Annotated in this window: 23 protein-coding genes and 5 tRNA genes; 24 read left to right on the top strand and 4 right to left on the bottom strand. The window is 41.7% G+C overall.

Going from position 1 to position 26947, the window contains the following annotated elements:
• Positions 1-8: 8 nt before the first annotated feature.
• The 6 genes from porM (at position 9) to RB604_RS02220 (ending at position 8263) form a co-directional block, all read left to right on the top strand.
• Entirely contained in the window at positions 9-1505 is a 1497-nt protein-coding gene (gene porM, locus RB604_RS02245) for a type IX secretion system motor protein PorM/GldM (protein ID WP_055295719.1), read from the top strand.
• A 26-nt stretch (positions 1506-1531) separates the two neighbouring features.
• Entirely contained in the window at positions 1532-2644 is a 1113-nt protein-coding gene (gene porN, locus RB604_RS02240; protein WP_005928942.1) for a type IX secretion system ring subunit PorN/GldN, read from the top strand.
• A gap of 75 nt (positions 2645-2719) precedes the next feature.
• A complete protein-coding gene (locus tag RB604_RS02235) occupies positions 2720-3304 on the top strand; it encodes a porin family protein (protein WP_005928944.1) in 585 nt (194 codons plus the stop codon).
• A gap of 76 nt (positions 3305-3380) precedes the next feature.
• Positions 3381-5837: a replication restart helicase PriA gene (priA, locus tag RB604_RS02230; RefSeq protein WP_005928947.1), complete on the top strand. Its 2457-nt coding sequence runs from the start codon at positions 3381-3383 to the stop codon at positions 5835-5837.
• 33 nt (positions 5838-5870) lie between these two features.
• Positions 5871-7670 (top strand): DUF4091 domain-containing protein, encoded by a 1800-nt coding sequence (locus RB604_RS02225; protein ID WP_007480066.1) that lies wholly within the window; start codon positions 5871-5873, stop codon positions 7668-7670.
• Between the two features lie 128 nt (positions 7671-7798).
• On the top strand, positions 7799-8263 hold the full coding sequence (locus RB604_RS02220; RefSeq protein WP_005928953.1) for a low molecular weight protein-tyrosine-phosphatase: 465 nt from the start codon (positions 7799-7801) through the stop codon (positions 8261-8263).
• Positions 8264-8266: 3 nt separating this feature from the next.
• Here RB604_RS02220 and RB604_RS02215 read toward each other — a convergent pair whose 3' ends face one another.
• Positions 8267-9043 (bottom strand): hypothetical protein, encoded by a 777-nt coding sequence (locus RB604_RS02215; RefSeq protein ID WP_005928956.1) that lies wholly within the window; start codon positions 9041-9043, stop codon positions 8267-8269.
• Positions 9009-11099, bottom strand: coding sequence for an HD family phosphohydrolase (locus tag RB604_RS02210; RefSeq protein WP_007480069.1), 2091 nt, complete (start codon positions 11097-11099; stop codon positions 9009-9011). The genes RB604_RS02215 and RB604_RS02210 overlap by 35 nt, the downstream gene beginning before the upstream one ends.
• A gap of 94 nt (positions 11100-11193) precedes the next feature.
• Here RB604_RS02210 and gltX point away from each other — a divergent pair, with 94 nt between their 5' ends.
• Both gltX and RB604_RS02200 read left to right on the top strand, forming a co-directional pair.
• The gene (gene gltX, locus RB604_RS02205) at positions 11194-12711 is read left to right on the top strand and encodes a glutamate--tRNA ligase (RefSeq protein WP_007480071.1); all 1518 of its coding nucleotides are present in this window, start codon (positions 11194-11196) and stop codon (positions 12709-12711) included.
• Between the two features lie 10 nt (positions 12712-12721).
• Positions 12722-13942 carry a 3-deoxy-D-manno-octulosonic acid transferase gene (locus RB604_RS02200; RefSeq protein WP_021935427.1) on the top strand — a complete coding sequence of 407 codons (1221 nt, stop codon included), beginning with the start codon at positions 12722-12724 and terminating at the stop codon, positions 13940-13942.
• 114 nt (positions 13943-14056) lie between these two features.
• Here RB604_RS02200 and RB604_RS02195 read toward each other — a convergent pair whose 3' ends face one another.
• Together RB604_RS02195 and RB604_RS02190 are read right to left on the bottom strand one after the other, a co-directional pair.
• Complete coding sequence (locus RB604_RS02195) at positions 14057-14578, bottom strand: gamma carbonic anhydrase family protein (protein ID WP_005928970.1); 522 nt, start codon at positions 14576-14578, stop codon at positions 14057-14059.
• 16 nt (positions 14579-14594) lie between these two features.
• On the bottom strand, positions 14595-16376 hold the full coding sequence (locus RB604_RS02190; protein ID WP_007480076.1) for an aminopeptidase P family protein: 1782 nt from the start codon (positions 16374-16376) through the stop codon (positions 14595-14597).
• Between the two features lie 190 nt (positions 16377-16566).
• Between RB604_RS02190 and rpsU the strand changes: the two genes are divergently transcribed.
• The 16 genes from rpsU to rpoB all read left to right on the top strand — a co-directional run bounded on the left by rpsU (position 16567) and on the right by rpoB (position 26877).
• Positions 16567-16758 carry a 30S ribosomal protein S21 gene (rpsU, locus tag RB604_RS02185; protein WP_005782152.1) on the top strand — a complete coding sequence of 64 codons (192 nt, stop codon included), beginning with the start codon at positions 16567-16569 and terminating at the stop codon, positions 16756-16758.
• 73 nt (positions 16759-16831) lie between these two features.
• The gene (gene xerC, locus RB604_RS02180) at positions 16832-17713 is read left to right on the top strand and encodes a tyrosine recombinase XerC (protein WP_005928974.1); all 882 of its coding nucleotides are present in this window, start codon (positions 16832-16834) and stop codon (positions 17711-17713) included.
• A gap of 14 nt (positions 17714-17727) precedes the next feature.
• Positions 17728-18027: a ribosome hibernation-promoting factor, HPF/YfiA family gene (gene hpf, locus RB604_RS02175; protein WP_005928976.1), complete on the top strand. Its 300-nt coding sequence runs from the start codon at positions 17728-17730 to the stop codon at positions 18025-18027.
• 96 nt (positions 18028-18123) lie between these two features.
• Positions 18124-18197 (top strand) — tRNA-Thr (locus RB604_RS02170).
• A gap of 154 nt (positions 18198-18351) precedes the next feature.
• Positions 18352-18437 (top strand) — tRNA-Tyr (locus RB604_RS02165).
• A gap of 31 nt (positions 18438-18468) precedes the next feature.
• Positions 18469-18541: transfer RNA gene (locus tag RB604_RS02160), tRNA-Gly, on the top strand.
• A 13-nt stretch (positions 18542-18554) separates the two neighbouring features.
• Positions 18555-18626, top strand: a tRNA-Thr gene (locus RB604_RS02155).
• A 50-nt stretch (positions 18627-18676) separates the two neighbouring features.
• Positions 18677-19861: an elongation factor Tu gene (gene tuf, locus RB604_RS02150; RefSeq protein WP_005928979.1), complete on the top strand. Its 1185-nt coding sequence runs from the start codon at positions 18677-18679 to the stop codon at positions 19859-19861.
• Between the two features lie 53 nt (positions 19862-19914).
• Positions 19915-19987 (top strand) — tRNA-Trp (locus RB604_RS02145).
• A gap of 14 nt (positions 19988-20001) precedes the next feature.
• The gene (gene secE / locus RB604_RS21415; RefSeq protein ID WP_025819171.1) at positions 20002-20193 is read left to right on the top strand and encodes a preprotein translocase subunit SecE; all 192 of its coding nucleotides are present in this window, start codon (positions 20002-20004) and stop codon (positions 20191-20193) included.
• A gap of 9 nt (positions 20194-20202) precedes the next feature.
• A complete protein-coding gene (gene nusG / locus RB604_RS02140; RefSeq protein ID WP_002558086.1) occupies positions 20203-20745 on the top strand; it encodes a transcription termination/antitermination protein NusG in 543 nt (180 codons plus the stop codon).
• A 57-nt stretch (positions 20746-20802) separates the two neighbouring features.
• Entirely contained in the window at positions 20803-21246 is a 444-nt protein-coding gene (rplK, locus tag RB604_RS02135) for a 50S ribosomal protein L11 (RefSeq protein ID WP_005928985.1), read from the top strand.
• A 15-nt stretch (positions 21247-21261) separates the two neighbouring features.
• A complete protein-coding gene (gene rplA / locus RB604_RS02130; protein WP_002558084.1) occupies positions 21262-21960 on the top strand; it encodes a 50S ribosomal protein L1 in 699 nt (232 codons plus the stop codon).
• A gap of 15 nt (positions 21961-21975) precedes the next feature.
• Entirely contained in the window at positions 21976-22497 is a 522-nt protein-coding gene (rplJ, locus tag RB604_RS02125; RefSeq protein WP_005928988.1) for a 50S ribosomal protein L10, read from the top strand.
• Positions 22498-22585: 88 nt separating this feature from the next.
• On the top strand, positions 22586-22960 hold the full coding sequence (rplL, locus tag RB604_RS02120) for a 50S ribosomal protein L7/L12 (RefSeq protein ID WP_005928990.1): 375 nt from the start codon (positions 22586-22588) through the stop codon (positions 22958-22960).
• Between the two features lie 104 nt (positions 22961-23064).
• Positions 23065-26877, top strand: a complete 3813-nt coding sequence (gene rpoB / locus RB604_RS02115; RefSeq protein ID WP_005928992.1) for a DNA-directed RNA polymerase subunit beta — start codon at positions 23065-23067, stop codon at positions 26875-26877.
• The last annotated feature ends 70 nt before the right edge of the window (positions 26878-26947 follow it).

The raw sequence follows: 26947 nt of genomic DNA, 5'->3' as shown, positions 1-26947 counted from the left end.
GAACGATTATGAGTTTTGGATCACAGACACCGCGCCAGAAGATGATAAACCTTATGTATATAGTTCTTATGGCATTGCTGGCACTCAACGTATCATCGGATGTGTTGCGTGGTTTTACTCTTGTGGACGAAAGCCTGACGCGTTCTACCTCCAACTCTGCCGAACAGAACCGTTCTCTTTATAATTCGCTGGCGGAATATATGGAGAAGAATCCGGAGAAAGTGGGGCCGTGGTATGAGAAAGCAATGCATGTAAAGCGGATATCCGACTCGCTCTATGTTTTTGTAGGAGATTTAAAGGCAAAGATCAACGAATCGAATCAGGAAGATTTGGAAGCAGCTTCCTATGTGATGTTTTCTCCGCGTACCGGGAAAGGTAAAGAGTTGGCATTAGGCATAAGTCAATATAAAAATGAAATTTTGGCACTGATAGAAGATCCGGTGCAGAAAAAAATTATTAGTGATAATCTTACGTTGAATATTCCCCGTCTTTTTGAAGGTACTCCGGTTGCAGCTGCCGTTACATTGCTGACCAAATTGCAGAGTGATGTGCGCTATGCCGAGGGGGAAGTCCTCCATACGCTGACAAAAGATATCGATGTACATGATGTACGTGTGAACCAGATCAATGCCTATGTGATTCCAAGTTCGCAGAATGTTGTGCGGGGAGGAAAGTTGAGTGCACAGATTATTTTGGCAGCCGTAGATACGACTCAGCGTCCTTCTATATTTATCGGTGACAAGCAATTACCGGAAGAGGCTCATGGCTTGTATGAAACGGTATGCAACAATACAGGGGAATTTACGCTTGCCGGATATCTGGAGTTGAATCATGGAAACGGAGATGTGTTGCGGCGTGATTTTTCACAGAAATATACGGTGGTAGAACCTTCTGCTACGGTGTCGGCAACATTGATGAATGTATTGTATGCCGGATATGACAACCCGATCAGTATATCTGTTCCGGGAGTACCGAGCGGGCAGGTGCAGGCAAGCATTGTGAATGGGAATGGTACCCTGCAGCGGGTAGCCAATGGATATGTGGCACGGCCTGCAACCATCGGTAAAGAGGCCGTGATACGGGTCACTGCAACAGTAGACGGACGTACACAGGTGATGGGTGATCATTCTTACCGGGTGCGCCAATTGCCCGACCCTTCTCCGTTCATCGAATATAAGGATGCTAACGGTAATTTGAAGCGTTACAGAGGTGGAAGCGGATTGTCGAAAGCTGTGTTGATGAATACGGAAGGTATTGTTGCTGCTATCGATGACGGACTGTTGAATATAAACTTCCAGGTACTTGGCTTTGAAACTACTTTTTTTGATAATATGGGTAATGCGGTTCCGGAAGTTTCGTCCGGCTCTAATTTCTCATCCCGTCAGAAAGATATGTTCCGGCGTTTATCCCGCGGAAAACGGTTTTATATCTCCCGGGTACGTGCTAAAGGACCGGACGGTGTAGAACGGTCATTGCCTACGACGTTGGAAGTAATAGTAAATTAGTAAAGAATTAAAATTACGAGTTACGAATGATGAAACGTAAGATTATTATAGCTGTTGGAGTTGCATTATTGTTGGGTACGCTTCCCACATGGGCGCAACCGAAAGCACGCGCTGCTCAGGAAGAGGATAAGAGTGCTAACGAACTTTCTGTTCGTGCTCAGACGAGATATCCTCATTCGAAAGCGCTTCCACAGGACGTGGTATGGACGCGTGAGATTTATCGTACATTGGATATGACGAAGGAGGAGAACGGTGCCCTGTACTATCCTGTCGAACCTATCGGAGATAGGATGAATCTTTTTACACTGATCTTTAAATTGCTGGCACAGAAGAAGATTCCGGCTTATGAGTATATGCTGGATGGAACTGAACGGTTGACTGCAGATAATGAAATAAAATTCCGTGACGTGCTGGATCGTTTCAGCATTTATTACGAACAGAAAAAGCTGAAGAATCGGAAAGACAGTGTGCTGATGATTGATAATAGTGATGTGCCCTCTGCCGATATATTGAGTTATTTCATTAAAGAAGTGTGGTATTTCGATCAGAGAACTTCAACATATGGTTCGGTAATAACAGCTATTTGCCCGGTGTATCACCGTTCGGAGGATTTTAGCTCGGAACGGGTCAAATTGCCTATGTTCTGGATTGATTATAAGGATCTTGCACCTTATCTGAATGGAGCCATGGTAATGGCCAGTAATTTTAATAATGTAGCTAACCGTAGTATGGATGATTTCTTTGTAACCCGTCAATATGCCGGTGAGATTTATAAAACTACCAATCTACAGAATCGTCCATTGGCTGAGTATTGTAAAACGGATAGTGCAATGACGGCAGAGCAAAAGCGTATTGAGGCTGAATTGGTTAGTTTTGAGAAGCATTTGTATGGTTCCGATACTCTTTCGACAGTAGCCAAACAAACGGCCAAAGAAAAGGTAACTACAAAGAAAGCTGCCAAAACGGCTACTAAAGGAGAAGAGGGGGCAAACGTTGAGCAGGGAGCGGCCGAACCACAAGAAGCGGTGAAAACGAATTCGAAAAAGAAAGGACGCGAAAAATCTTCTTCCAGTGCTCGTCAAGGATCTAAGCGCGAGTCTGCAGCACCGAAAGCATCGGTTCGAAGACAAAGACGATGAACAAAATAGTTCTAATTTGTGTTTTTAATTTTTAAATACATATCTTTGTATCGGATTTTAAATACAATTTGATTTATGAAAAGAATTATTAATGTATTATTGGTAGCTGTATGTATCGCTATGGCTATGCCCGCTCAGGCACAACTTAAATGGGGTGTTAAAGGTGGTTTGAATGTTTCGAAGGTTACTTTCGATAGTGATTTGCTGAAATCAGATAATATGGCTGGTTTCTTTATCGGGCCGATGGCAGAATTTACGATTCCAGTGGTGGGGCTCGGTGTAGACGGCTCGTTATTGTTTTCTCAGAAAGGTGTGAAGGCTGATAGTGATGCTTCTAAACAGTACGGTTTTGATATTCCTGTAAATTTGAAATATAATATAGGTTTGGGAAGCCTGTTTGGTATTTATATAGCCGCCGGTCCTGATTTCTATTTTGATATCTCTAAGGATAAAAGTGTGGCAAATATAGCTGAGGCTAAGAAAAAACGTGCACAAGTTGGTATAAACGTGGGAGCTGGTGTGAAGTTGTTGGGACATCTCCAAATAGGTGCGAATTATAATATCCCATTGGGGGACAGCTTTTCATTGGAAGCTGTAGGGCATGCTCTGGGCGGTGCTAAAACCAAGACTTGGCAAGTTTCTGCCGCTTACATTTTTTAAAGATATTTTCTTTAACAACTAAACATAGAGGCTCCTGCTAAGCGGGAGCCTCTTTTTTTGTATCTTTGTATCCGCAATGAAGAAATACGTCGATGTCATATTACCGTTACCGCTTCCAAGGAGTTTCACTTATTCTTTATCGGATGACAGTGCTGAGGATATAGAACCGGGGTGCCGTGTTGTGGTACCGTTCGGGCGAAAGAAATTCTATACGGCTATTGTTTGTAATGTACATTATTACGCACCTGCGGAGTATGAAGTGAAGGAAATTTCTGCTGTACTGGATGCTACTCCTGTATTATTGCCGGTTCAGTTTAAGTTTTGGGAATGGCTGGCCGATTATTATCTTTGTACGCAAGGAGATGTTTACAAGGCTGCGTTACCTTCCGGGTTAAAACTGGAGAGTGAAACCATAGTGGAGTATAATCCGGATTTCGAGTCGGAAGTGCGGCTCTCGGAAAGGGAACAATTGATTCTCGACTTGCTATCTGTAGATCCGGAACAATGCGTTACTAAACTTGAAAAGGAAAGCGGAATTAAAAACATTCTTACCGTAATAAAATCTCTGCTTGATAAAGAAGCTATTTTTGTAAAGGAAGAACTCAGAAGAACTTATAAGCCGAAAACGGAAGCTCGCGTTCGGTTGACCGGAGAAGCCGATGAGAGGCGGTTGCACATCTTATTTGATATTTTATCCCGTGCGCCTAAACAATTAGCATTGTTAATGAAGTATGTCGAGCTTTCGGGGGTAATGGGTAAGGGTACTGTAAAAGAGGTTGCCAAAAAGGAACTTTTGCAGCGTGCCGGTGTTTCTCCTTCCATATTGAACGGATTGGTAGAGAAAAAGATATTTGAAATATATTATCATGAAATCGGACGCCTGAATGGTTGTGGTGGTGAAACTTTTTCACTTAATCCGCTAAATGAACATCAGCAGCGCGCTTACGGTGAAATAACGGAAGTGTTTCTTGAGAAAAGTGTCTGTTTGCTTCACGGGGTTACTTCCAGTGGAAAAACGGAAGTCTACATTCACCTGATTGATGAAGTGATCAGGCAGGGCAAACAGGTGTTGTATCTATTGCCGGAAATTGCATTGACTACACAGATAACAGAACGGTTAAGACGGGTGTTCGGCACTCGATTGGGAATCTACCATTCTAAGTTTCCAGATGCTGAACGGGTGGAGATATGGCAGAAACAATTGGGAGATAAAGGATACGATATAATATTGGGAGTACGTTCTTCTGTTTTTTTGCCGTTTCGTAATCTTGGTCTGGTGATTGTGGACGAAGAACATGAAAATACGTATAAACAACAGGATCCGGCACCGCGCTATCATGCCCGTAATGCTGCTATTGTGTTGGCAGCTATGTATGGGGCGAAGGTTTTGTTGGGAACTGCTACGCCGTCTGTGGAAACCTGGTACAATGCTACTAACGGAAAATACGGGCTGGTTGAATTGAAAGAGCGGTATCAGGAAATCCGATTGCCGGAGATTCTTCCTGTCGATATAAAGGAATTGCATCGTAAGAAGCGGATGATCGGTCAATTTTCTCCCCTGCTTATTCAATATATACGTGAAGCATTGGATCAGAAAGAACAGGTAATCTTGTTTCAGAACCGGCGTGGATTTGCTCCGATGATCGAGTGCCGTACTTGTGGATGGGTACCGAAGTGTAAAAATTGCGATGTCAGTCTGACTTATCATAAAGGAATCAATCAACTGACATGCCATTATTGCGGATATACCTATCAGTTGCCTCGTTCGTGTCCTGCTTGTGATGGGGTAGAGTTGGTGAACCGTGGTTTTGGAACCGAGAAAATCGAAGATGATATAAAAATAGCTTTTCCTGAAGCTTCCGTAGCACGTATGGACTTGGATACCACCCGTACCCGCTCGGCTTATGAAAAGATTATTGCTGATTTTGAACAGGGGAAAACGGATATACTTATCGGTACGCAAATGGTATCGAAAGGGTTGGATTTTGACCATGTAAGTGTGGTAGGTATTCTTAATGCGGATACGATGCTGAATTATCCTGATTTTCGTTCATATGAACGGGCTTTTCAGTTGATGGCACAGGTTGCCGGGCGTGCCGGAAGGAAAAACAAACAGGGGCGTGTCATTTTACAGACCAAAAGTATCGACCATCCTATCATTGCTCAGGTGATGGCGAACGATTATGAACAGATGGTTGCCGGCCAACTTGCCGAAAGGCAGATGTTTCACTATCCGCCTTATTATCGTCTGGTGTATGTTTATCTGAAAAATCGGAATGAGATCCTGTTGGAACAGATGGCTGATGTGATGGCGGGAAAGTTGCGTACTGTATTCGGGGCGCGTGTGTTAGGACCGGATAAGCCGCCGGTAGGCCGGATACAGACCCTTTTTATAAAAAAGATAATCGTGAAGATAGAATATAATGCGTCGATGGGGCGTGCCAGGGAGTTGTTGTTGCAAGTACAACGGGAAATGATTGAAGATGAGCGTTTCAAATCGTTGATTGTGTATTATGATGTAGATCCCATGTAATTTGAATATATATTTATCCTTAAAATAGAAGCTATGAAGCGAATAACCTTATCATTATTTTCTTGTCTATTGAGTTTTGGAGTGCTTTCTGCACAGCAGGGAGTCACTCAGTGTGGAGTACCTACGGGGCAGATGCCTTTTCCGGTTTTGACTTATACGGAATTACCCGATCCGATGCAGCCCGTGCCCCGGGAATGGGCTATGGTTAAGACTCCGCATGTCTCTTGGGGTAGTACGGATGTGCGTTATGCAAAACATAAAGTGCCGCAGTTGAAACAGCAAAATACACTTCGTCTACATGCTTGGCGGGGTGAAAAGGTAAATGCTCAAGCCGTTGTATGGACCGGTAGTGAAGTGGAGAATTTGAAATGTACGCTTTCTGATTTAAAAAACAATAAAGGAGGGCTACTTCCCTCTGATGCCTGGAATATCGGTTTTGTACGTTATGTGATGACGGATGAGTTGAACAAAGATGGAAAAGGGGCTTGCGGACATCGTCCTGACCATTCACTGTATGATTCTTTGTTAGTGGCCGATCCGATAGATCATATGCTGCAAAGCGGATTGCTTGAGGCTATGACTACACAACCGGTTTGGGTGAAGTGCCAAATACCGCAGTCGGCTGCTCCCGGTATTTATAAAGGAGAGGTGTGTGTTAAAGACGGCGACCGTTTGTTAGGCAAGTTAAAATTGGAAATTCATGTTTCTGACCGCGTGTTGCCTGTACCTTCAGAATGGACTTATCATTTGGATCTTTGGCAGAATCCGTTTGCTGTGGCCCGCTACTATCAGGTTCCGCTCTGGAGTCAGGCTCATTTGGATGCCATGCGTCCGTTGATGAAAATGTTGGCAGATGCCGGTCAGAAAATAATTACGGCAAGTATTATGCATAAACCTTGGAACGGGCAGACGGAGGACTTTTTTGAAACGATGGTAACCTGGATGAAAAAGGCAGACGGTACTTGGGGCTTTGACTATACTGTGTTCGACCGTTGGGTGGAGTTCATGATGAGTGTTGGCATTGACCGGCAGATAAACTGTTATTCAATGGTACCGTGGGAACTTTCATTTCAGTATTTCGATCAGGCCACCAATAGTATGAAGTCTGTGAAGACGGCTCCGGGAGAGAAAGAATATGAGGAAATGTGGATAGCTATGTTATCTTCTTTTTCACGGCATTTACGTGAAAAGGGTTGGTTTGGTATTTGTACGATAGCAATGGACGAGCGGCCAATGGAGGTTATGCAGAAAACTTTGGCGGTTATTCGAAAGGCTGATCCGGAATTTAAAGTTTCTCTGGCCGGGAACTATCATGCGGAAATAGAACCGACTCTTTATGATTATTGTATCTGTATCGGACAGGAGTTTCCGGTGGATGTGCGTATGCGTCGCGCTTCGGAGAATAAACTGACGACCTATTATACATCTTGTGCAGAAGCGTATCCGAATACGTTCACTTTTTCGGATCCGGCAGAGGCGGCATGGATGAGTTTCTATTCGGCTCAGAAACATCTGGACGGGTATTTACGTTGGGCATACAATAGCTGGCCTCTTGAACCCTTGCTCGATTCACGGTTCAAGACATGGGCTGGTGGTGATACTTATCTGGTGTATCCGGGGGCTCGTAGTTCCATTCGTTTTGAAAAATTGATAGAGGGTATTCAGGCACATGAAAAAATAACCATATTGCGTAAGGAGTTCTTAGATAAGGGAAATAAGAACGGTTGGAAGAAGATAGAAAAGATGCTGTCTACTTTCCGTCTGGAGGATTTTCCGGAGATTCCTGCTGCCGTGACCGTAAATCGTGCAAATGAAATTTTGAATTCGTTTTAATGATGTGCCAATTAATAATATGCCAATATGCCAATATGCCAATTGGCTGCGCTATCATGCCGAACGGCACATTGGCATATTATTTAATTGGCATATTGGCACATTATTAATTGTCACATTATTTATATATGAAGAAGATACTGTTTGTTTGTCTGGGAAATATATGTCGTTCCTCTACGGCCGAAGGGGTGATGCTTCACTTATTGAAAGAAGCCGGACTGGAAAAAGAGTTTGTAATTGATTCGGCTGGTATTTTGGCTTATCATGAAGGAGAACTGCCCGATAGTAGAATGCGTGCTCATGCTGCCCGCCGTGGTTATAAGCTTGTGCATCGTTCCAGACCGGTACGTACGGAAGACTTTTATAACTTTGACCTTATTATCGGGATGGACGACCGTAATATAGACGATTTACAAGAGCGTGCTCCGGGGGTTGAGGAGCAGAAGAAGATACACCGTATGACGGAATACTGTAGGCGTATTCCGGCCGATCATGTTCCCGATCCGTACTATGGAGGGGCTGAGGGGTTTGAATACGTTCTCGATATACTTGAAGATGCCTGTTCCGGTTTGTTGGAGAAGCTTGGTTGTTAGGTATTAATGTCTACTGTACAAGTCTCGGTAGAAACGTTTGTCTTGCTCTATGTAGCAGGTGGCGTCGATACCGACTTGCTGTAGATATTTTGTGATCTCTCCCAGTTTTTTACGGGGAACTCTTCCTATATAATATAAATGATAATTGTAGTCATTGTCTAATACTTCCATAGTATAAGTGAACGTTTGTTCGCGCGCATAATCAAAATTCACCTTTTGCAGGTTACTGTATGGGAATGATACTTTCCGGCCGATACTGTGTATGGTAATCATGTCGTTGGTTAAAGTTATGTAACCGAAACGGGCTAATAGTGCATATAGTAGGAAAGCACTTAAAACGAGAAAAAAGCTTCCCGGAATAATTCCCCATAATACGCCGGAAATAATCATTCTACATCCCAGTACGGCAAATGCAATGAACAATGAGACAAAGTAGAGCATGTAGAGAGAGGATCGGCAATATTTCTTTTCCGGCACAATCATTTCTGCCGCTCTCTTTCCCGGTCTATAATTGTCAAATGGTATTCCGTTTGACACCAGATAACGGATGACAGACGTCGGATGTCGAAATGGGGTCAAGTAGATCGACTTGTCAGCACTTTGTATTAGATGCAGGGTAAGTATTCCTGCACCATATTTATCTTTTGAAACACGACTGTCTTTACGAGGTGCTTGATGATAACGTTCCATAAAACTGAAACTCTTAATATCGTGAAGCTGTATTTTGTTGCGTTGCAGTAACTTCTCAGCTTGTTTTTGTTCGGGGAGGGTTGTTTTCATTTTTTAATTCCGGATAACTGATACGAGTGTGATAAATCATTTTTAGTTTCTCTTTAAAAACAGCTTTAACGGTTGCGATATCCTTAAAAGTGATAGGACATTCTTTAAAGTAACCTTCTTCCATCTGTGAATCGATGATTTTCTCTACCAGATTGCTGATGCTCTCTTCCGTGTATTCGGGTAAACTGCGTGAAGCGGCTTCTACTGCATCTGCCATCATCAGTATAGCGGTTTCTTTAGAGAAAGGGTTGGGACCCGGGTAAGTGAATTTCTCATCGTCAGGCTCTTCGCCGGGATGTTCATTTTTCCAGGAGATATAGAAGAATTTTGTTTTTCCACGTCCATGATGGGTACTGATAAAATCTTTTATGGCTTTAGGAAGATTATGTTTTTCTGCTAGTTTAAGACCGTCTGTCACATGGCTGATTACTACCTGTGCGCTCTGTTCATAGCTCAAGTTTTTATGTGGGTTTACTCCTCCGGACTGGTTTTCTGTAAAAAACGCAGGGTTTTCCATTTTTCCTATGTCATGATATAAGGCACCGGTACGCACGAGTTGGCTTTTGGCACCTATGCGGATAGCCGCTTCTGCGGCAAGATTGGCTACTTGCATCGAGTGTTGGAAAGTTCCAGGTACAGTTTCGGACATTTGGCGGAGCAGATCGGTGTTGATGTTCGATAGCTCTACCAATGTTACATTAGATGTGAATCCGAATGTCTTTTCCAGTAAAAATAGAAGAGGATATGCAAACAATAATAGGATTCCGTTAGTGATAAAATAGGTATACATGCGGACATTCAGCTTCGATAGATCGTTTTCTGTGATCAGTTCGATAGCAAAATAAATGGCGGCATAAGTTAATATGACCAAAAGCGCAGTACGGAAAAGCTGTGATCTTTGTGATAATTCCCGTAAACTGAAGATGGCAACCAGGCCGGCGGCCAACTGAACTAAGATGAATTCGTGCGGGAACCGCAGTGTTATCGAACAGATCAGTATGGTAATGACATGTGTAAGAAAAGCTGTACGGGAATCGAGGAATACCCGTATGATGATGGGAAGCATTGCATAAGGCAAGATATATACATTGGATATGTTATGCGTCACCATTAATGCAGTGATTACATTGTAGAAAACAATGAGAATAAAGAGGAGAGACAAGCTACCTTTGCGCTGGTAATAGTCTTTGCGGAATAACTCCAAATAGAGCATGAAGCAGAGTATGAAGATACTGACAAAAAGGATCTGACCTCCTAAGATCAGACGCTTTTGGCCGAGTGATTCACTCCGTTTGATGGATTCTTTCCGAAGGGATTCCAATATGTTGTATGTTCCTTGGTCTACAATCTCTCCGCGGTCTATGATTTTTTGTCCGCTGACTACCACTCCATTCGACCAGGAATAATTGTCCAGAATTTCTTTTTTTGTACTTTCGGAACGTTCTTGATCATAAATCAGATTGGGGAAAATGTATTCATTGAGAGCACATTGTCGCAGAATATTCCGGTTATAATGGGCTGTATCGGCAGACAGTAGATGTTCATATGCTTTCTTTACGGTATAAGTGCCGGATATGGCTTGCGACTTTGCCAGTTTATTGTCTATTTTTCTGATGTATTCCGTACTGTCCTTATTCAGGCTTTGGGCATCTTCTGTTGATAGGATGCCGGAAGTATAAATATCTTTTAGCGTCCGTTCGATATAGCGAATATAATCCGTTGAGGGAAGGATGCCTTTAAGATGGTTATGGTAATCTTCTTTCAGCTTGTTGAGGGCATTTGTTTCTATATTTTTATCTAATTGGTAGTAAGGTTGGAAAGTACTTAGCAGACTGTCTTGTTCGCGTTTTACCACTTCATTGTCTTTGTAGATCGGAAAATTGAAGGTGGCGATCAACTGTCCGTATTTCCAAGGCTTGTTAATGTCAAACTGATAGTTGAATTTACCGTCTCGAGGCAGAAAGTATACAATAACTGTTACTGTAGCCACAAATATCAGTGCTTTGTACAATAAATCTCTGTAAGAGAAGCTCTTTTTTTTCTTGAGATGATTCATATCCTTTGAATTTTTTGCGAAAAGTACAAAAAAAAACAATCGTGTGGAAAAAAAAGTTTAATTTTGCGGCGATTTACCTATACTAACCCAAATTATGGCAGAAAGAAAAGTAAGAGTTCGCTTTGCTCCGAGCCCGACAGGGGCATTGCACATCGGTGGTGTGCGTACAGCTTTGTATAATTATCTCTTTGCTCGTCAGCACGGAGGCGATATGATTTTCCGTATTGAAGATACTGATTCGAACCGTTTCGTTCCGGGAGCGGAAGAATATATCCTCGAGTCTTTTAAATGGCTGGGAATTCATTTTGATGAGGGGGTGAGCTTTGGAGGAGAGTATGGCCCGTATCGCCAGTCTGAACGCCGTGAAATATACAAGAAGTATGTGAAAGTATTATTGGATAACGGCAAGGCTTATATTGCTTTTGATACTCCCGAAGAGTTGGATGCTAAACGTGCTGAGATTGCAAATTTTCAATATGATGCTTCCACGCGTGGTATGATGCGTAATTCGCTGACCCTTTCGAAAGAAGAAGTGGATGCGTTAATTGCTGAAGGCAAACAATATGTGGTTCGTTTTAAAATAGAGCCCAATGAAGATGTGCATGTCGATGATCTGATTCGCGGTGAGGTGATTATAAATTCTTCTATTTTAGATGATAAGGTGCTTTACAAATCGGCTGATGAATTACCTACTTACCATCTTGCAAATATAGTGGATGACCATTTGATGGAGGTTTCCCATGTGATTCGTGGGGAAGAATGGTTGCCTTCGGCACCTTTGCATGTGTTGCTCTACCGGGCTTTTGGTTGGGAGGATACGATGCCTGCTTTTGCACATCTGCCTTTACTGTTGAAGCCGGAAGGAAACGGTAAGTTGAGCAAGCGTGACGGTGATCGTTTGGGATTCCCGGTATTCCCGTTGGAGTGGCATGATCCTAAAACGGGTGAGGTGTCGTCAGGCTATCGTGAATCGGGTTATCTTCCTGAAGCTGTTATCAATTTCCTTGCTTTGCTGGGATGGAATCCGGGAAATGATCAGGAAGTGATGTCAATGGATGAATTGATCGGGCTCTTCGATTTGCATCGTTGTAGTAAGTCGGGAGCCAAGTTCGACTATAAAAAAGGAATTTGGTTCAATCATCAATATATTCAACAGAAATCGAATGAAGAAATTGCCGAGCTTTTTGTGCCTGTCTTGAAAGAACATGGGATAGAGGTGCCTTTCGAAAAAATCGTGACTGTGATGGGAATGATGAAAGACCGGGTCAGCTTTGTTCGCGAATTGTGGGATGTTTGCAGCTTTTTCTTTGTTGCTCCTGTAGAATATGATGAGAAGACGGTGAAGAAACGCTGGAAAGAGGATTCTGCCAAGTGTATGACTGAATTGGCGGAGGTATTGGCAGGTATCGAAGATTTCAGTATTGAAGGTCAAGAGAAGATAGTGATGGATTGGATTGCAGAAAAAGGTTACCATACAGGTAATATCATGAATGCATTTCGTTTGACATTGGTAGGAGAAGGGAAAGGGCCGCACATGTTTGATATTTCATGGGTGTTGGGTAAAGAAGAAACATTGGCTCGTATAAAGCGTGCCGTAGAGATTTTGAAGTAATAAAAACGATATGCTCTACAATCTGGCAATAGTCCTTTATGACATTGTGATACATTTGGCCGCCCCCTTTAGCCGGAAGCCCCGGAAGATGATGAAAGGGCATTGGGTGGTATACGAACTTCTTCGTCAACAGGTGGAGAAAGATGTTCGCTATATATGGTTTCATGCTGCTTCTTTAGGTGAATTTGAGCAGGGCAGACCGTTGATTGAGAAGATAAGGGAGAAATATCCGGATTATAAGATATTGTTGACATTCTTTTCTCCATCGGGATATGAAGTGCGCAAAAATTACCGGGGGGCGGATATTGTCTGTTATCTGCCGTTTGATAAGCCGCGCAATGTGAAGAAGTTCTTGGATATCATCAATCCTTGTATGGCTTTCTTTATCAAGTATGAATTCTGGAAAAATTATCTGGATGAAATGCATAGACGCCGTATTCCTGTGTATAGCGTTTCTTCTATATTTCGCCGGGAGCAGATATTTTTTAAATGGTATGGAGGCGCATATCGTGATGTTTTGAAAGACTTTGATCATCTGTTTGTACAGAACGAGACTTCTAAACGGTATCTGTCAAAAATCGGAATTACACGTGTGACGGTGGTTGGTGATACTCGTTTCGATCGGGTGTTGCAGATTAGGGAAGAAGCCAAATATTTGCCTTTGGTGGAGAAATTTAAGGCTCATTCACCAACGTTTGTTGCTGGAAGCTCATGGGGGCCGGATGAAGATTTATTTTTGGAGTATTTCAATACCCATCCGGAAATGAAACTTATTATTGCTCCGCATGTGATCGATGAAAATCATTTGGTAGAGATTATAGGAAAATTGAAGAGACCTTATGTGCGATATACACGCGCTGACGAAAAAAATGTGTTGAAAGCCGATTGTCTCATAATCGATTGTTATGGTTTGTTGTCGTCTATTTATCGTTACGGTGAAATTGCTTACATTGGCGGTGGTTTTGGAGTTGGTATTCACAATACATTGGAGGCTGCCGTTTATGGTATTCCGGTAATATTCGGACCTAAATACCAGAAATTTATGGAGGCTGTTCAACTTCTTGAAGCAAAGGGTGCATATTCAATTAAAAACTATGAAGAGTTGGAAGCATTGCTCGACAGGTTATTCTCTGATAAAGCTTTCTTGAGCGAAACCGGAGCTAATGCCGGATATTATGTCACCAGTAATGCCGGGGCAACAGAGAGAATATTGCATATGATAAACTTTTAAGAACTGTTTATAAAAAGAGATGTCTAAAATTCTCTTTCAACGAAATTACCCACGCTGCAAATTTGTTTGCGGCGTGGGTGATTTCTTTTATAAGCATTTAGGCACTTTGGGGGCTTATTTTTCTTCTTTATACCAGGAAGAATACATTAGATAATTATGGGCTATTTTTTGGTTTAGCTCTTTGGCTTGTTCCGGATCTACTTTTTTAATGAATTTGGCCGGCACACCTCCCCAAATACTTCCCGGTTCGATAACGGTATTGCTTAAAACTAACGAACCTGCTGCTACGATGGCACCTTCTCCGATGACTGCGTGATCGAGTAGAGTGGAGCCCATGCCTATTAGCGCATAATCTTTTATACAGGCTCCGTGAATGGTAACATTATGTCCGACGGATACATGGTCCCCTATCTCGATGGTGGATTTCTCATATAGTGTATGGAGTACGCTGCCATCCTGTATATTGACCCCATTACCGATACGGATTGAGTTAACATCTCCACGTAATACGGTACTGAACCAGATACTACAATCACGTCCTGTTTTTACATCACCGATAATAACCGCATTGTCGGCGAGGAAGCAATTCTCTCCGATTTCGGGAGTGAATCCTCTTACTGATTTTATTAAAGCCATATTCTTTTGATTTTTATTAGATTGCTGCAGTGGCTTCTTTCAACCACATTTTTTCTTCTTCGTTTAAGTCCGGTGCTAATTGGTCATATACATTTTGATGATAAGTGTTTAACCATGTCACTTCTTCTTCTGTGAGCATCTTTTTGATAATTCCTTTTTTACATATAGGACAGAGTGTGATTGTCTCGAATTCCAGATAATCACCGAACATCCCTTCTCCTGCACGACGTACCAAAGTCAGGTTCTCAGTCCGAATGCCATGTTTCCCGGCTTTGTATACACCGGGTTCATTGGATGTTACCATGCCGGGTTGAAGAACGACCGGATTTTCGTTCATGCGGATACTCTGAGGCCCTTCGTGTACGCTTAAAAAATGTCCTACACCGTGACCGGTGCCATGTAGAAAGTTCATTTTATATTGCCATATCGGCATTCTTGCCAATACATCGAGCTGGCTCCCGCGGGTTCCTGCCGGAAACTTAGCCATGGCTAAGGCTATGTGACCTTTTAGTATTAAGGTATAGTCTGTTTTCTCTTCCTCTGTTAGTTCTCCTAAAGCAATGGTACGTGTAATATCTGTGGTACCGTCTAAATATTGTGCTCCCGAGTCTATGAGTAGAAAACCTTTCGGATATAAAATAGCGTTGGTATCTGGTGTTGCGGAGTAGTGTACAATAGCGGCATGTTCCCTGTATCCGGCAATTGTATCGAAGCTTTCTCCCATATATAGCGTTTGAGCAGCCCGATATTCATGTAGTTTTTGGTCTATGTTGAGTTCGGTTTCTTTCTCTGAAACGACTGCTTCTTCCAGCCACTTAAGAAATCGTACCAAGGCTATGCCGTCTCGTCGCATAGCTGCATGGATGCCGGCTATTTCTTGTTCATTGCGGATTGCTTTCAATAAAGTTATGGGAGAATTACAATGATTAATTCTGCAGGCGGGATTTATTGCAGAATAGATTGCATAGTTTGTTTGATTCGGATTGAGTGATATGCTTTTGATATTTAGTTTTCTTAAATAATCCTCTGTTTCACTGTAAGGTTGTATACTTACTTGTTGCTCTTCTAAATAGTTTTTTATCTCTTCAGTGATCTTTTGCGGAGAGACAAAGAAAGTTATATTATTTTGAGTGATCAGCAAATAGCTGATTATAACTGGATTGCAATGTACGTCGCTTCCTCGCAGATTAAGAGTCCAAGCTATTTCGTCCAAGGCGGAAATAAAAAGTCCGTCGGTTCCTTGCTTTTGTATTTCTGTACGTATGGAAGCTATTTTTTCTTCACAACTTTTTCCTGCATATTTGAGATCGTATATGAAGGCTGGTGCATCGGGCATATCCGGCCGGTTATTCCATATTTTTCCTGGTAAATCTCCATAATCTTTCAGATGGACATTGGCCGTTTCCAGTTTTTGTTTCATTTGTTCTACTTGGTTGGCAGAAAACATCTTGCCGTCGATACCTACAGTTTCCCCAGGGAGCAGATTTTGGCATATAAATTCGATGATTGTCGGCGTCTCCGGCAACATCTCTTTGTATAAAGTGATGTCTGTTCCTTCCAGTTGCTGGGCTGCTTGCAAAAAATAACGGGAATCTGTCCACAAACCGGCTTTATCTTTTAGTATGACAATGGTTCCGGCAGAACCTGTAAATCCGGAAATCCATTCTCGGGTTTTCCAGTAGGAGGCTACGTATTCACTTAAATGAGGGTCGGTACTGGGGATGATGAAAGCACTAATTGCTTCGGATTTAAGCATCATCCGTAGTGCACGTATTCGTTCTTTAACCGTTTGTTGCATATGTATAAAAGGTATTATAAGTTTTTTCAAAGATACTACTTTTCTGCGAAAATAGCTTGTGAGAGTGTTCTTATACACTGATTTTGAGAAATAATTGCTGAAAGTTTTGTGAATAAAGAAAGTATGTGTAATTTTGCGGCGCAATTTGACTGCGGAAATTTTAAACCATAACATATTTAATAGTAACAAAATGATTGTAGTACCTGTAAAAGAAGGCGAAAACATTGAAAAAGCGCTGAAGAAGTTTAAGAGAAAATTTGAAAAGACTGGTATCGTAAAAGAACTTAGAAGCAGACAGCAGTTTGATAAACCGTCTGTAACTAAAAGACTTAAGAAAGAACGTGCAGTTTATGTTCAGAAACTTCAGCAAGTAGAAGATTAATAATTCGTAATTTCCTTTGAATTATTGAATTCTTTTCATACATTCGTTGCAAAATTATAGACGTAGCGATGTTATGTTGACAGATTCTTTTCTTGATTATCTTCGGTATGAGCGGAACTATTCTGAAAAAACAGTTTTAGCTTACGGAGAGGATATTTCTCAATTACGGGAATTTGCACAAGAAGAGATTGGAGACTTCAATCCGGCAGAAGTGACGCCTGAACTTATTCGTGAATGGATTGTTTCGTTGATGGATAAGGGGTATGCTTCGACTTCTGTGAATCGTAAGCTGAGTTCGCTCCGGTCGTTTTATAAATTCCTTTTGAAAAAAAAAGTGGTTCTTGTGGATCCGTTACGAAAAATAACAGGACCGAAGAATAAAAAGCCACTTCCTTCTTTTTTGAAAGAGAATGAAATGAATAGATTGTTGGATGATACGGATTTTGGTGAAGGGTTTGAGGGTTGCCGGGATCATCTGATTATAGAAATGTTTTATGCCACCGGTATAAGGCTTTCTGAATTAATTGGATTGGATGATAAAGATGTTGATTTCTCTGCTTCTCTTTTGAAAGTGACGGGAAAAAGAAACAAACAGCGGTTGATTCCTTTTGGTGATGAACTGAAAGAGGGCATGTTGGAATATGTCAATGTAAGAAATGAGCAGGTTTTAGAGAGCGGAGGCGCTTTTTTTGTTAGAAAGAATGGTGAGCGACTTTATAAAAATCTGGTCTATAATTTAGTGAAACGGAACCTTTCGAAGGTAGTGACGCTTAAGAAGCGAAGTCCTCATGTGTTGAGGCATACTTTTGCTACAACGATGCTGAATAATGAGGCGGAATTGGGGGCTGTAAAAGAACTTCTGGGTCATAGTAGTTTGGCGACTACTGAGATTTATACGCACACTACGTTTGAAGAACTTAAAAAAGTGTATAAACAGGCTCATCCACGAGCTTAAAAAAGGAGGTAAGTATGGAAATTAGAATTCAATCGATTCACTTTGATGCAACAGAGCAATTGCAGGCTTTCATTCAGAAGAAAGTGTCTAAGTTGGAGAAATATTACGAAGATATAAAGAAAGTAGAGGTGTCATTAAAGGTAACTAAGCCGGAGACTGCTGAAAATAAGGAAGCAGGGGTGAAAGTGCTTGTTCCGAATGGGGAGTTTTATGCAAGTAAAATCTGTAATACGTTTGAGGAATCTGTAGATGTTTGCATAGAAGCGCTTGAAAAACAACTGGTGAAATACAAGGAAAAACAACGTAGTAAATAAAAAGTTCGCAAATGTTTTGCGGAAAAGAAATAAATAACTAAATTTGCAGCCGTTTCGCTCGCGTTAGAACGTGACGGTTGCATTTTTTGAGTAATCGCCTCTTTAGCTCAGTTGGCCAGAGCACGTGATTTGTAATCTCGGGGTCGTTGGTTCGAATCCGACAAGAGGCTCGAAAAAGTTAAAAGTTGAGAGTTGAAAATTGGAAGTTTTAGATGGCTTTTATGATTTAGCTGGAAAACTGAAGACTTATCGAAAAAAAAGTTGATACTGATGTTTAGGGGGTTGATTGTTTGGTTTTCAACTTTTAATTTTCAACTAAAAGAGGGGCAAATACCAGAGTGGCCAAATGGGGCAGACTGTAAATCTGCTGGCTTACGCCTTCGGTGGTTCGAATCCATCTTTGCCCACCAACAAGAAAATAGAGTGTAAACTTTAGCAAATGCGGAAGTAGCTCAGTTGATAGAGCATTAGCCTTCCAAGCTGAGGGTCGCGGGTTTGAGCCCCGTCTTCCGCTCTCTTTTTTTCTTGCTGTTATAGCTCAGTGGTAGAGCACTTCCTTGGTAAGGAAGAGGTCCCGGGTTCAAATCCCGGTAACAGCTCAGTAAGATGTAAATGCTGATTATTAATCAAATAAATAACAAGTAAAGCTATGGCTAAAGAGAAATTTAATCGTGACAAACCGCACGTAAACATTGGTACAATCGGTCACGTAGACCACGGTAAGACAACTTTGACTGCTGCTATCACTACTGTGTTGGCAAAAAAAGGTCTTTCAGAATTGCGTTCTTTCGATTCAATCGATAATGCTCCTGAAGAAAAAGAAAGAGGTATTACAATTAATACTTCACACGTAGAGTATCAGACTGCTAACCGTCACTATGCACACGTAGACTGTCCGGGTCACGCCGACTACGTTAAGAACATGGTAACTGGTGCTGCTCAGATGGACGGTGCTATCATTGTGGTTGCTGCTACTGATGGTCCGATGCCTCAAACTCGTGAGCACATTCTGTTGGCTCGTCAGGTAAACGTTCCTCGTCTGGTTGTATTCATGAACAAATGCGATATGGTTGATGATGAAGAAATGTTGGAACTTGTTGAAATGGAAATGAGAGAACTTCTTTCATTCTATGATTTCGATGGTGACAATACTCCTATCATCCGTGGTTCTGCTCTGGGTGCATTGAACGGTGTAGAAAAATGGGAAAATAAGGTTATGGAGTTGATGGATGCTGTTGATACTTGGATTCCACTGCCTCCGCGTGATGTTGATAAACCTTTCTTGATGCCGGTTGAAGATGTGTTCTCTATTACAGGCCGTGGTACTGTAGCAACAGGTCGTATCGAAACAGGTGTTATTCATGTAGGTGACGAAGTTGAAATCCTTGGTCTGGGTGAAGATAAGAAATCAGTTGTAACTGGTGTTGAAATGTTCCGCAAATTATTGGATCAGGGTGAAGCTGGTGATAACGTTGGTCTGTTGCTTCGCGGTATTGACAAGAACGAAATCAAACGTGGTATGGTTCTTTGTAAACCGGGTCAGATCAAACCTCACTCTAAATTCAAAGCTGAGGTTTATATCCTGAAGAAAGAAGAAGGTGGTCGTCATACTCCGTTCCACAACAAATACCGTCCTCAGTTCTATTTGCGTACTATGGACTGTACAGGTGAAATTACTCTTCCGGAAGGAACTGAAATGGTAATGCCGGGTGATAACGTAACTATTACTGTAGAATTGATCTATCCGGTAGCATTGAATCCGGGTCTTCGTTTCGCTATCCGCGAAGGTGGACGTACGGTAGGTGCTGGTCAGATTACTGAAATTCTTGACTAATATTAAATAATTTAATCAGTTCCCGGTGTATATCGGGAACTGATTATGTACAAACGGGAGTAGCTCAGTTGGTAGAGCACCGGTCTCCAAAACCGGGTGTCGGGAGTTCGAGCCTCTCCTCCCGTGCTAATTTTTATAAGATGAAAAAAGTAGTAGCTTATATTAAAGAATCTTACGACGAACTTGTTCATAAAGTATCGTGGCCTACGTATTCAGAATTATCCAGTAATGCAGTTGCTGTTTTATATGCTTCCCTGATAATTGCAGTATTGGTATTCCTGATGGATCTTTGTTTCCAAAATTTTATGGAAAAATTAATTTATCCACATTAAAGAATGGCGATGTCTGAGATAGAAAAAAAATGGTACGTTTTACGTGCTATTAGTGGAAAAGAAGCTAAGGTTAAAGAGTATCTTGAAGCTGATATTAAAAACAGCGATCTTGGTGAATATGTGTCTCAGGTATTGATTCCTACCGAAAAGGTATATCAGGTTCGCAATGGTAAAAAAATTGTGAAAGAGAGAAGTTATCTTCCTGGTTACGTTTTGGTGGAGGCCGCTCTGGTAGGTGAGGTATCTCATCACTTGAGAAATACTCCTAATGTGATAGGTTTTTTGGGCGGCTCTGAAAAGCCGGTACCCCTTAGACAATCAGAAGTGAATCGTATACTTGGTACAGTGGATGAACTGCAAGAGACGGGAGAAGAATTGAATATCCCGTATGTTGTGGGTGAAACTGTAAAGGTTACTTTTGGCCCTTTCAGCGGATTCAGTGGTATCATTGAAGAGGTGAATAGTGAAAAAAAGAAACTGAAGGTCATGGTAAAGATATTCGGGCGCAAAACACCGCTTGAATTAGGCTTTATGCAAGTGGAAAAGGAATAGTACAGGTGTTACGCTGTAGTATTCTTTATTAATGTTTATATATAAATCAATTAAAAAATGGCTAAAGAAGTTGCTGGACTAATCAAATTACAGATTAAAGGAGGCGCTGCAAATCCATCACCTCCCGTTGGACCTGCATTGGGTTCTAAGGGAATCAATATCATGGAATTTTGCAAGCAATTCAATGCCAGAACCCAAGACAAGGCAGGTAAGATTTTACCTGTTATCATTACTTACTACGCAGATAAGTCTTTCGATTTTGTAATCAAGACTCCTCCCGTTGCAATTCAATTACTTGAGTTGACTAAGGTAAAGAGTGGTTCTGCTGAGCCTAACCGTAAGAAAGTTGCCGAGATTACTTGGGAACAAGTTCGTACGATTGCTCAGGACAAAATGGTTGACTTGAACTGTTTTACTGTGGAAGCTGCTATGAGAATGGTTGCAGGTACAGCTAGAAGTATGGGTATCGCTGTAAAAGGGGAGTTCCCGGTTAATAATTAATAAACTTCAATTGTAATGGGTAAACTGACAAAAAATCAAAAGTTAGCTGCAGGAAAAATTGAAGCAGGGAAAGCATACTCACTGAAAGAAGCTGCGTCTTTGGTAAAGGAAATCACTTTTACTAAGTTTGATGCTTCATTAGATATTGATGTACGTTTAGGTGTTGACCCACGTAAGGCCAATCAGATGGTGAGAGGTGTTGTTTCACTTCCTCATGGAACTGGTAAGGAGGTTCGTGTGTTGGTATTATGTACACCGGATGCTGAAGCTGCTGCAAAAGAAGCTGGTGCTGATTATGTTGGTCTGGACGAATATATCGAAAAGATCAAAGGTGGATGGACTGATATTGATGTGATCATCACTATGCCGTCTATCATGGGTAAAATTGGTGCACTCGGTCGTGTGCTCGGTCCTCGTGGATTGATGCCTAACCCGAAGAGTGGTACTGTGACTATGGATGTTGCTAAAGCTGTGAAAGAAGTAAAACAAGGTAAGATTGACTTTAAAGTTGATAAGAGTGGTATTGTTCATACCTCAATCGGTAAGGTTTCATTTGATGCAGAAAAGATTCGCGATAACGCAAAAGAATTTATTGCTACATTGAATAAGTTGAAACCGACTGCAGCCAAGGGTACATATATTAAGAGTATTTATCTTTCTAGCACGATGAGTGCGGGTATCAAAATCGACCCGAAAACGGTAGAGGAAATCTAATAAAACGGAGGAATAATGAGAAAGGAAGATAAAAATACGATTATTGCGCATATTGCTGATACGGTAAAGGAATACGGTCACTTCTATTTGGTAGATGTAACAGCTATGAATGCTGCTGCTACAAGTGAATTGAGAAGAGCTTGTTTCAAGGCTGGCATCAAATTGATGTTGGTTAAGAATACATTGCTTCATAAGGCACTTGAATCTTTGGAAGAAGACTTCTCTCCTCTTTATAATTCTTTGGTTGGCACTACTGCTATCATGTTTAGTAATGTTGCTAATGCACCTGCTAAATTGATCAAAGATAAGGCTAAAGACGGAATTCCCGGCCTGAAAGCTGCTTATGCAGAAGAAAGCTTCTATGTTGGTGCTGACCAGTTGGATGCTCTCGTAGCTATTAAGAGTAAAAATGAAGTTATTGCTGACGTTATTGCCCTGTTGCAGTCACCGGCCAAGAATGTTATTTCTGCTCTTCAATCAGGTGGTAACACCCTTCACGGAGTTCTCAAGACTCTTGGTGAACGTACCGAAGCGTAAGTTTCGAAAAAGGGTCACTGACTGTGAAGGAAGAATGACCCAAAATATTATACAATTAAGTAATTAAACAATTAAAATCATACAAAAAATGGCAGATTTGAAAGCTTTTGCAGAACAATTAGTTAACTTGACAGTAAAAGAAGTTAATGAACTTGCAACTATCCTTAAAGAAGAATACGGTATTGAACCTGCTGCTGCAGCTGTAGCTGTTGCTGCTGGTCCTGCAGCTGGTGCTGCTGCCGCAGAAGAAAAAACTTCTTTCGACGTAGTATTGAAAAGCGCTGGTGCAGCTAAACTTCAGGTTGTTAAAGCTGTTAAAGAAGCTTGTGGTCTTGGCTTGAAGGAAGCTAAAGACATGGTAGACGGTGCTCCTAGCGTAGTAAAAGAAGGTTTGGCTAAAGACGAAGCAGAATCATTGAAGAAAACATTGGAAGAAGCTGGAGCTGAAGTTGAACTTAAATAACATTAGCCTGGTAATCAGGTAATTCGGTTAAGAATCCTTCGCAAGAGGATTCTTAACCTTTTTGTGTATATATTTAAAATTAAGTTCTTCAAATTCATTGACAGATGTCTTCAAATACTGTAAATCAAAGAGTTAATTTTGCTTCGACTAAGAATCCGCTTGAATATCCGGATTTTCTGGAAGTACAATTGAAGTCATTCCAAGACTTTCTACAACTAGACACCCCGCCCGAGAAGCGTAAGAACGAGGGATTGTATAAAGTATTTGCTGAAAACTTCCCCATTGCCGATACAAGAAATAATTTTGTTCTTGAGTTTTTGGACTATTATATTGATCCGCCGCGTTATACCATTGATGATTGTATAGAGCGTGGGCTTACTTATAGTGTCCCTTTGAAAGCGAAACTCAAGCTCTACTGTACCGACCCTGATCATGAGGATTTCGATACGGTGATTCAGGATGTGTTCCTCGGTCCGATTCCTTACATGACAGATAAAGCTACTTTTGTCATTAATGGTGCCGAGCGTGTAGTTGTGTCTCAGCTTCATCGTTCTCCAGGTGTATTTTTCGGTCAGAGTGTTCATGCTAATGGTACGAAGCTTTACTCGGCACGTATTATTCCGTTCAAGGGTTCATGGATTGAGTTTGCTACCGACATCAATAATGTGATGTACGCATACATCGATCGAAAGAAAAAATTGCCTGTAACAACGCTGTTGAGAGCGATAGGCTTCGAAAATGATAAAGATATTCTTGAGATTTTTAACTTGGCAGAAGATGTTAAGGTGAATAAGACAAATCTTAAGAAGGTAGTAGGCCGCAAGTTGGCTGCACGTGTATTGAAAACTTGGATTGAAGATTTCGTTGATGAAGATACCGGTGAGGTTGTTTCTATCGAGCGTAATGAGGTAGTTATCGACCGTGAGACTGTCATTGAGGAAGAACATATCAATGAGATTATCGATTCGGGTGTCCAGAATATCTTGATTCATAAGGATGAGCCGAATCAATCTGATTATTCTATTATATATAATACTCTGCAGAAGGACCCGAGTAACTCGGAAAAGGAGGCAGTGCTTTATATTTATCGTCAGTTGCGTAATGCAGATCCTGCTGATGATGCAAGTGCACGTGAGGTTATTAATAACCTGTTCTTCTCAGAGAAGAGATATGACCTTGGTGATGTAGGTCGTTACAGAATCAATAAAAAGTTGAACTTGACGACGGATATGGACGTACGTGTCCTCACCAAAGAAGATATTATTGAAATCATCAAATATCTGATTGAATTGATTAATTCAAAGGCGGATGTGGATGATATTGACCACTTGAGCAATCGTCGTGTGCGTACGGTAGGCGAACAGTTGTCTAACCAATTTGCTGTTGGTTTGGCACGTATGTCACGCACTATCCGTGAACGTATGAATGTTCGTGATAATGAGGTGTTTACCCCGATTGACTTGATCAATGCGAAGACGATTTCTTCTGTGATCAATTCTTTCTTTGGAACGAATGCATTATCGCAATTTATGGACCAGACAAACCCGTTGGCGGAAATTACTCACAAACGCCGTATGTCGGCTTTAGGTCCTGGTGGTCTTTCTCGTGAACGTGCCGGATTTGAGGTTCGTGACGTTCATTACACGCATTATGGTCGTCTTTGCCCGATTGAAACGCCGGAAGGTCCGAATATCGGTTTGATTTCATCATTGTGTGTGTTTGCTAAAATCAATGACCTCGGATTCATCGAGACTCCTTATCGTAAGGTTGCGGATGCCAAAGTGGATCTTTCGGATAACGGCTTGATTTATTTGACTGCCGAAGAAGAAGAAGGTAAGATTATTGCCCAGGGAAATGCTCCGTTGAACGATGATGGAACATTTGTCCGTAATAAAGTAAAATCCCGTCAGGATGCCGACTTCCCGGTAGTAGAGCCGGCAGAAGTTGAACTGATGGACGTATCTCCTCAGCAGATTGCTTCGATTGCTGCTTCTTTGATTCCGTTCCTTGAACATGACGATGCTAACCGTGCGTTGATGGGATCGAACATGATGCGTCAGGCAGTTCCTTTGTTGAGAAGTGAAGCTCCTATTGTAGGAACCGGTATCGAGCGTCAGCTGGTTAGGGATTCACGTACGCAGATTACGGCGGAAGGTGACGGTGTGATTGATTACGTAGATGCAACCACTATCCGTATTTTGTATGATCGTACGGAAGATGAAGAGTTTGTAAGTTTTGAATCGGCTCTGAAAGAATATAGAATTCCTAAATTCCGCAAGACTAACCAGAATATGACTATTGACCTTCGTCCGATCTGCAACAGAGGTGACAGGGTAACAAAAGGCCAGATATTGACGGAGGGTTATTCTACTGAGAACGGTGAATTGGCATTGGGTAAGAATTTGCTTGTTGCTTATATGCCGTGGAAAGGTTATAACTATGAGGATGCCATCGTATTGAACGAACGTGTGGTTCGTGAAGATTTGCTGACTTCTGTCCATGTAGAGGAATACTCGTTGGAAGTTCGTGAGACAAAACGTGGTATGGAGGAATTGACTTCTGATATTCCTAATGTGAGTGAAGAAGCAACTAAAGATCTTGACGAAAACGGTATTGTGCGTATTGGTGCACGTATTCAGCCGGGTGATATCATGATCGGAAAGATTACTCCGAAGGGAGAATCAGATCCTTCACCGGAAGAAAAATTGCTTCGTGCTATTTTCGGTGATAAAGCCGGTGACGTGAAAGATGCTTCTTTGAAAGCTTCTCCTTCATTGAAAGGTGTGGTGATCGATAAAAAACTCTTTTCTCGCGTAATCAAGAACCGTAGTTCCAAGTTGGCAGATAAGGCTTTACTTCCTAAAATCGATGACGAATTCGAAGGTAAAGTATCTGATCTGAAACGTATCTTGGTGAAGAAGTTGATGACGCTGACTGAAGGTAAAGTTTCTCAGGGGGTCAAAGACTATTTGGGTGCTGAAGTTATTGCCAAAGGTTCTAAGTTTAGTGCTTCCGATTTTGACTCACTTGATTTTACATCTATCCAGCTGAGTAATTGGACAAGTGACGAACACACTAATAGTATGATTCGTGACTTGGTGATGAATTATATTAAGAAGTATAAAGAACTGGATGCCGAACTGAAACGTAAGAAGTTTGCTATCACGATCGGTGATGAGCTTCCTGCCGGTATTATCCAGATGGCTAAAGTATATATTGCTAAGAAACGTAAGATCGGTGTAGGTGATAAGATGGCGGGTCGTCACGGTAACAAGGGTATTGTTTCACGTGTTGTACGCCAGGAGGACATGCCGTTCCTTGAAGATGGAACTCCGGTTGATATTGTTTTGAATCCGTTGGGTGTACCTTCACGTATGAATATCGGACAGATATTTGAAGCTGTTCTCGGACGTGCCGGAAAAACGCTGGGTGTGAAGTTTGCAACTCCTATCTTTGATGGTGCTACCATGGAAGATCTCGATGAGTGGACAGACAAGGCCGGTTTGCCTCGTTACTGTAAGACTTATCTTTGTGATGGTGGTACCGGTGAACAATTCGACCAGCCGGCAACTGTTGGTGTGACTTATATGTTGAAACTCGGTCACATGGTTGAAGATAAGATGCATGCTCGTTCTATCGGTCCGTACTCGCTCATTACTCAGCAACCTTTGGGTGGTAAAGCTCAGTTTGGTGGTCAGCGTTTCGGAGAAATGGAGGTTTGGGCACTCGAAGGTTTCGGTGCAGCGCATATTCTTCAGGAAATTTTGACGATTAAGTCAGATGATGTTGTAGGACGTTCCAAAGCCTATGAAGCGATTGTGAAGGGCGAACCTATGCCGCAACCCGGTATTCCGGAATCTCTGAACGTGTTGTTGCACGAGTTGAGAGGTTTAGGATTAAGCATCAACCTGGAATAATTATTTAGTTGAAAGTTGATAATTGATGCTGGAGTGATTCTGCTTTCAATTATCAATCTTCAACTTTCAA

Origin of the sequence: Bacteroides salyersiae (genome assembly GCF_031172035.1) — a bacterium.
Classification (GTDB): domain Bacteria; phylum Bacteroidota; class Bacteroidia; order Bacteroidales; family Bacteroidaceae; genus Bacteroides; species Bacteroides salyersiae.
The sequence above is the reverse complement of the archived record's forward strand: the minus strand, read 5'-3'. Positions and strand labels throughout refer to the sequence as shown.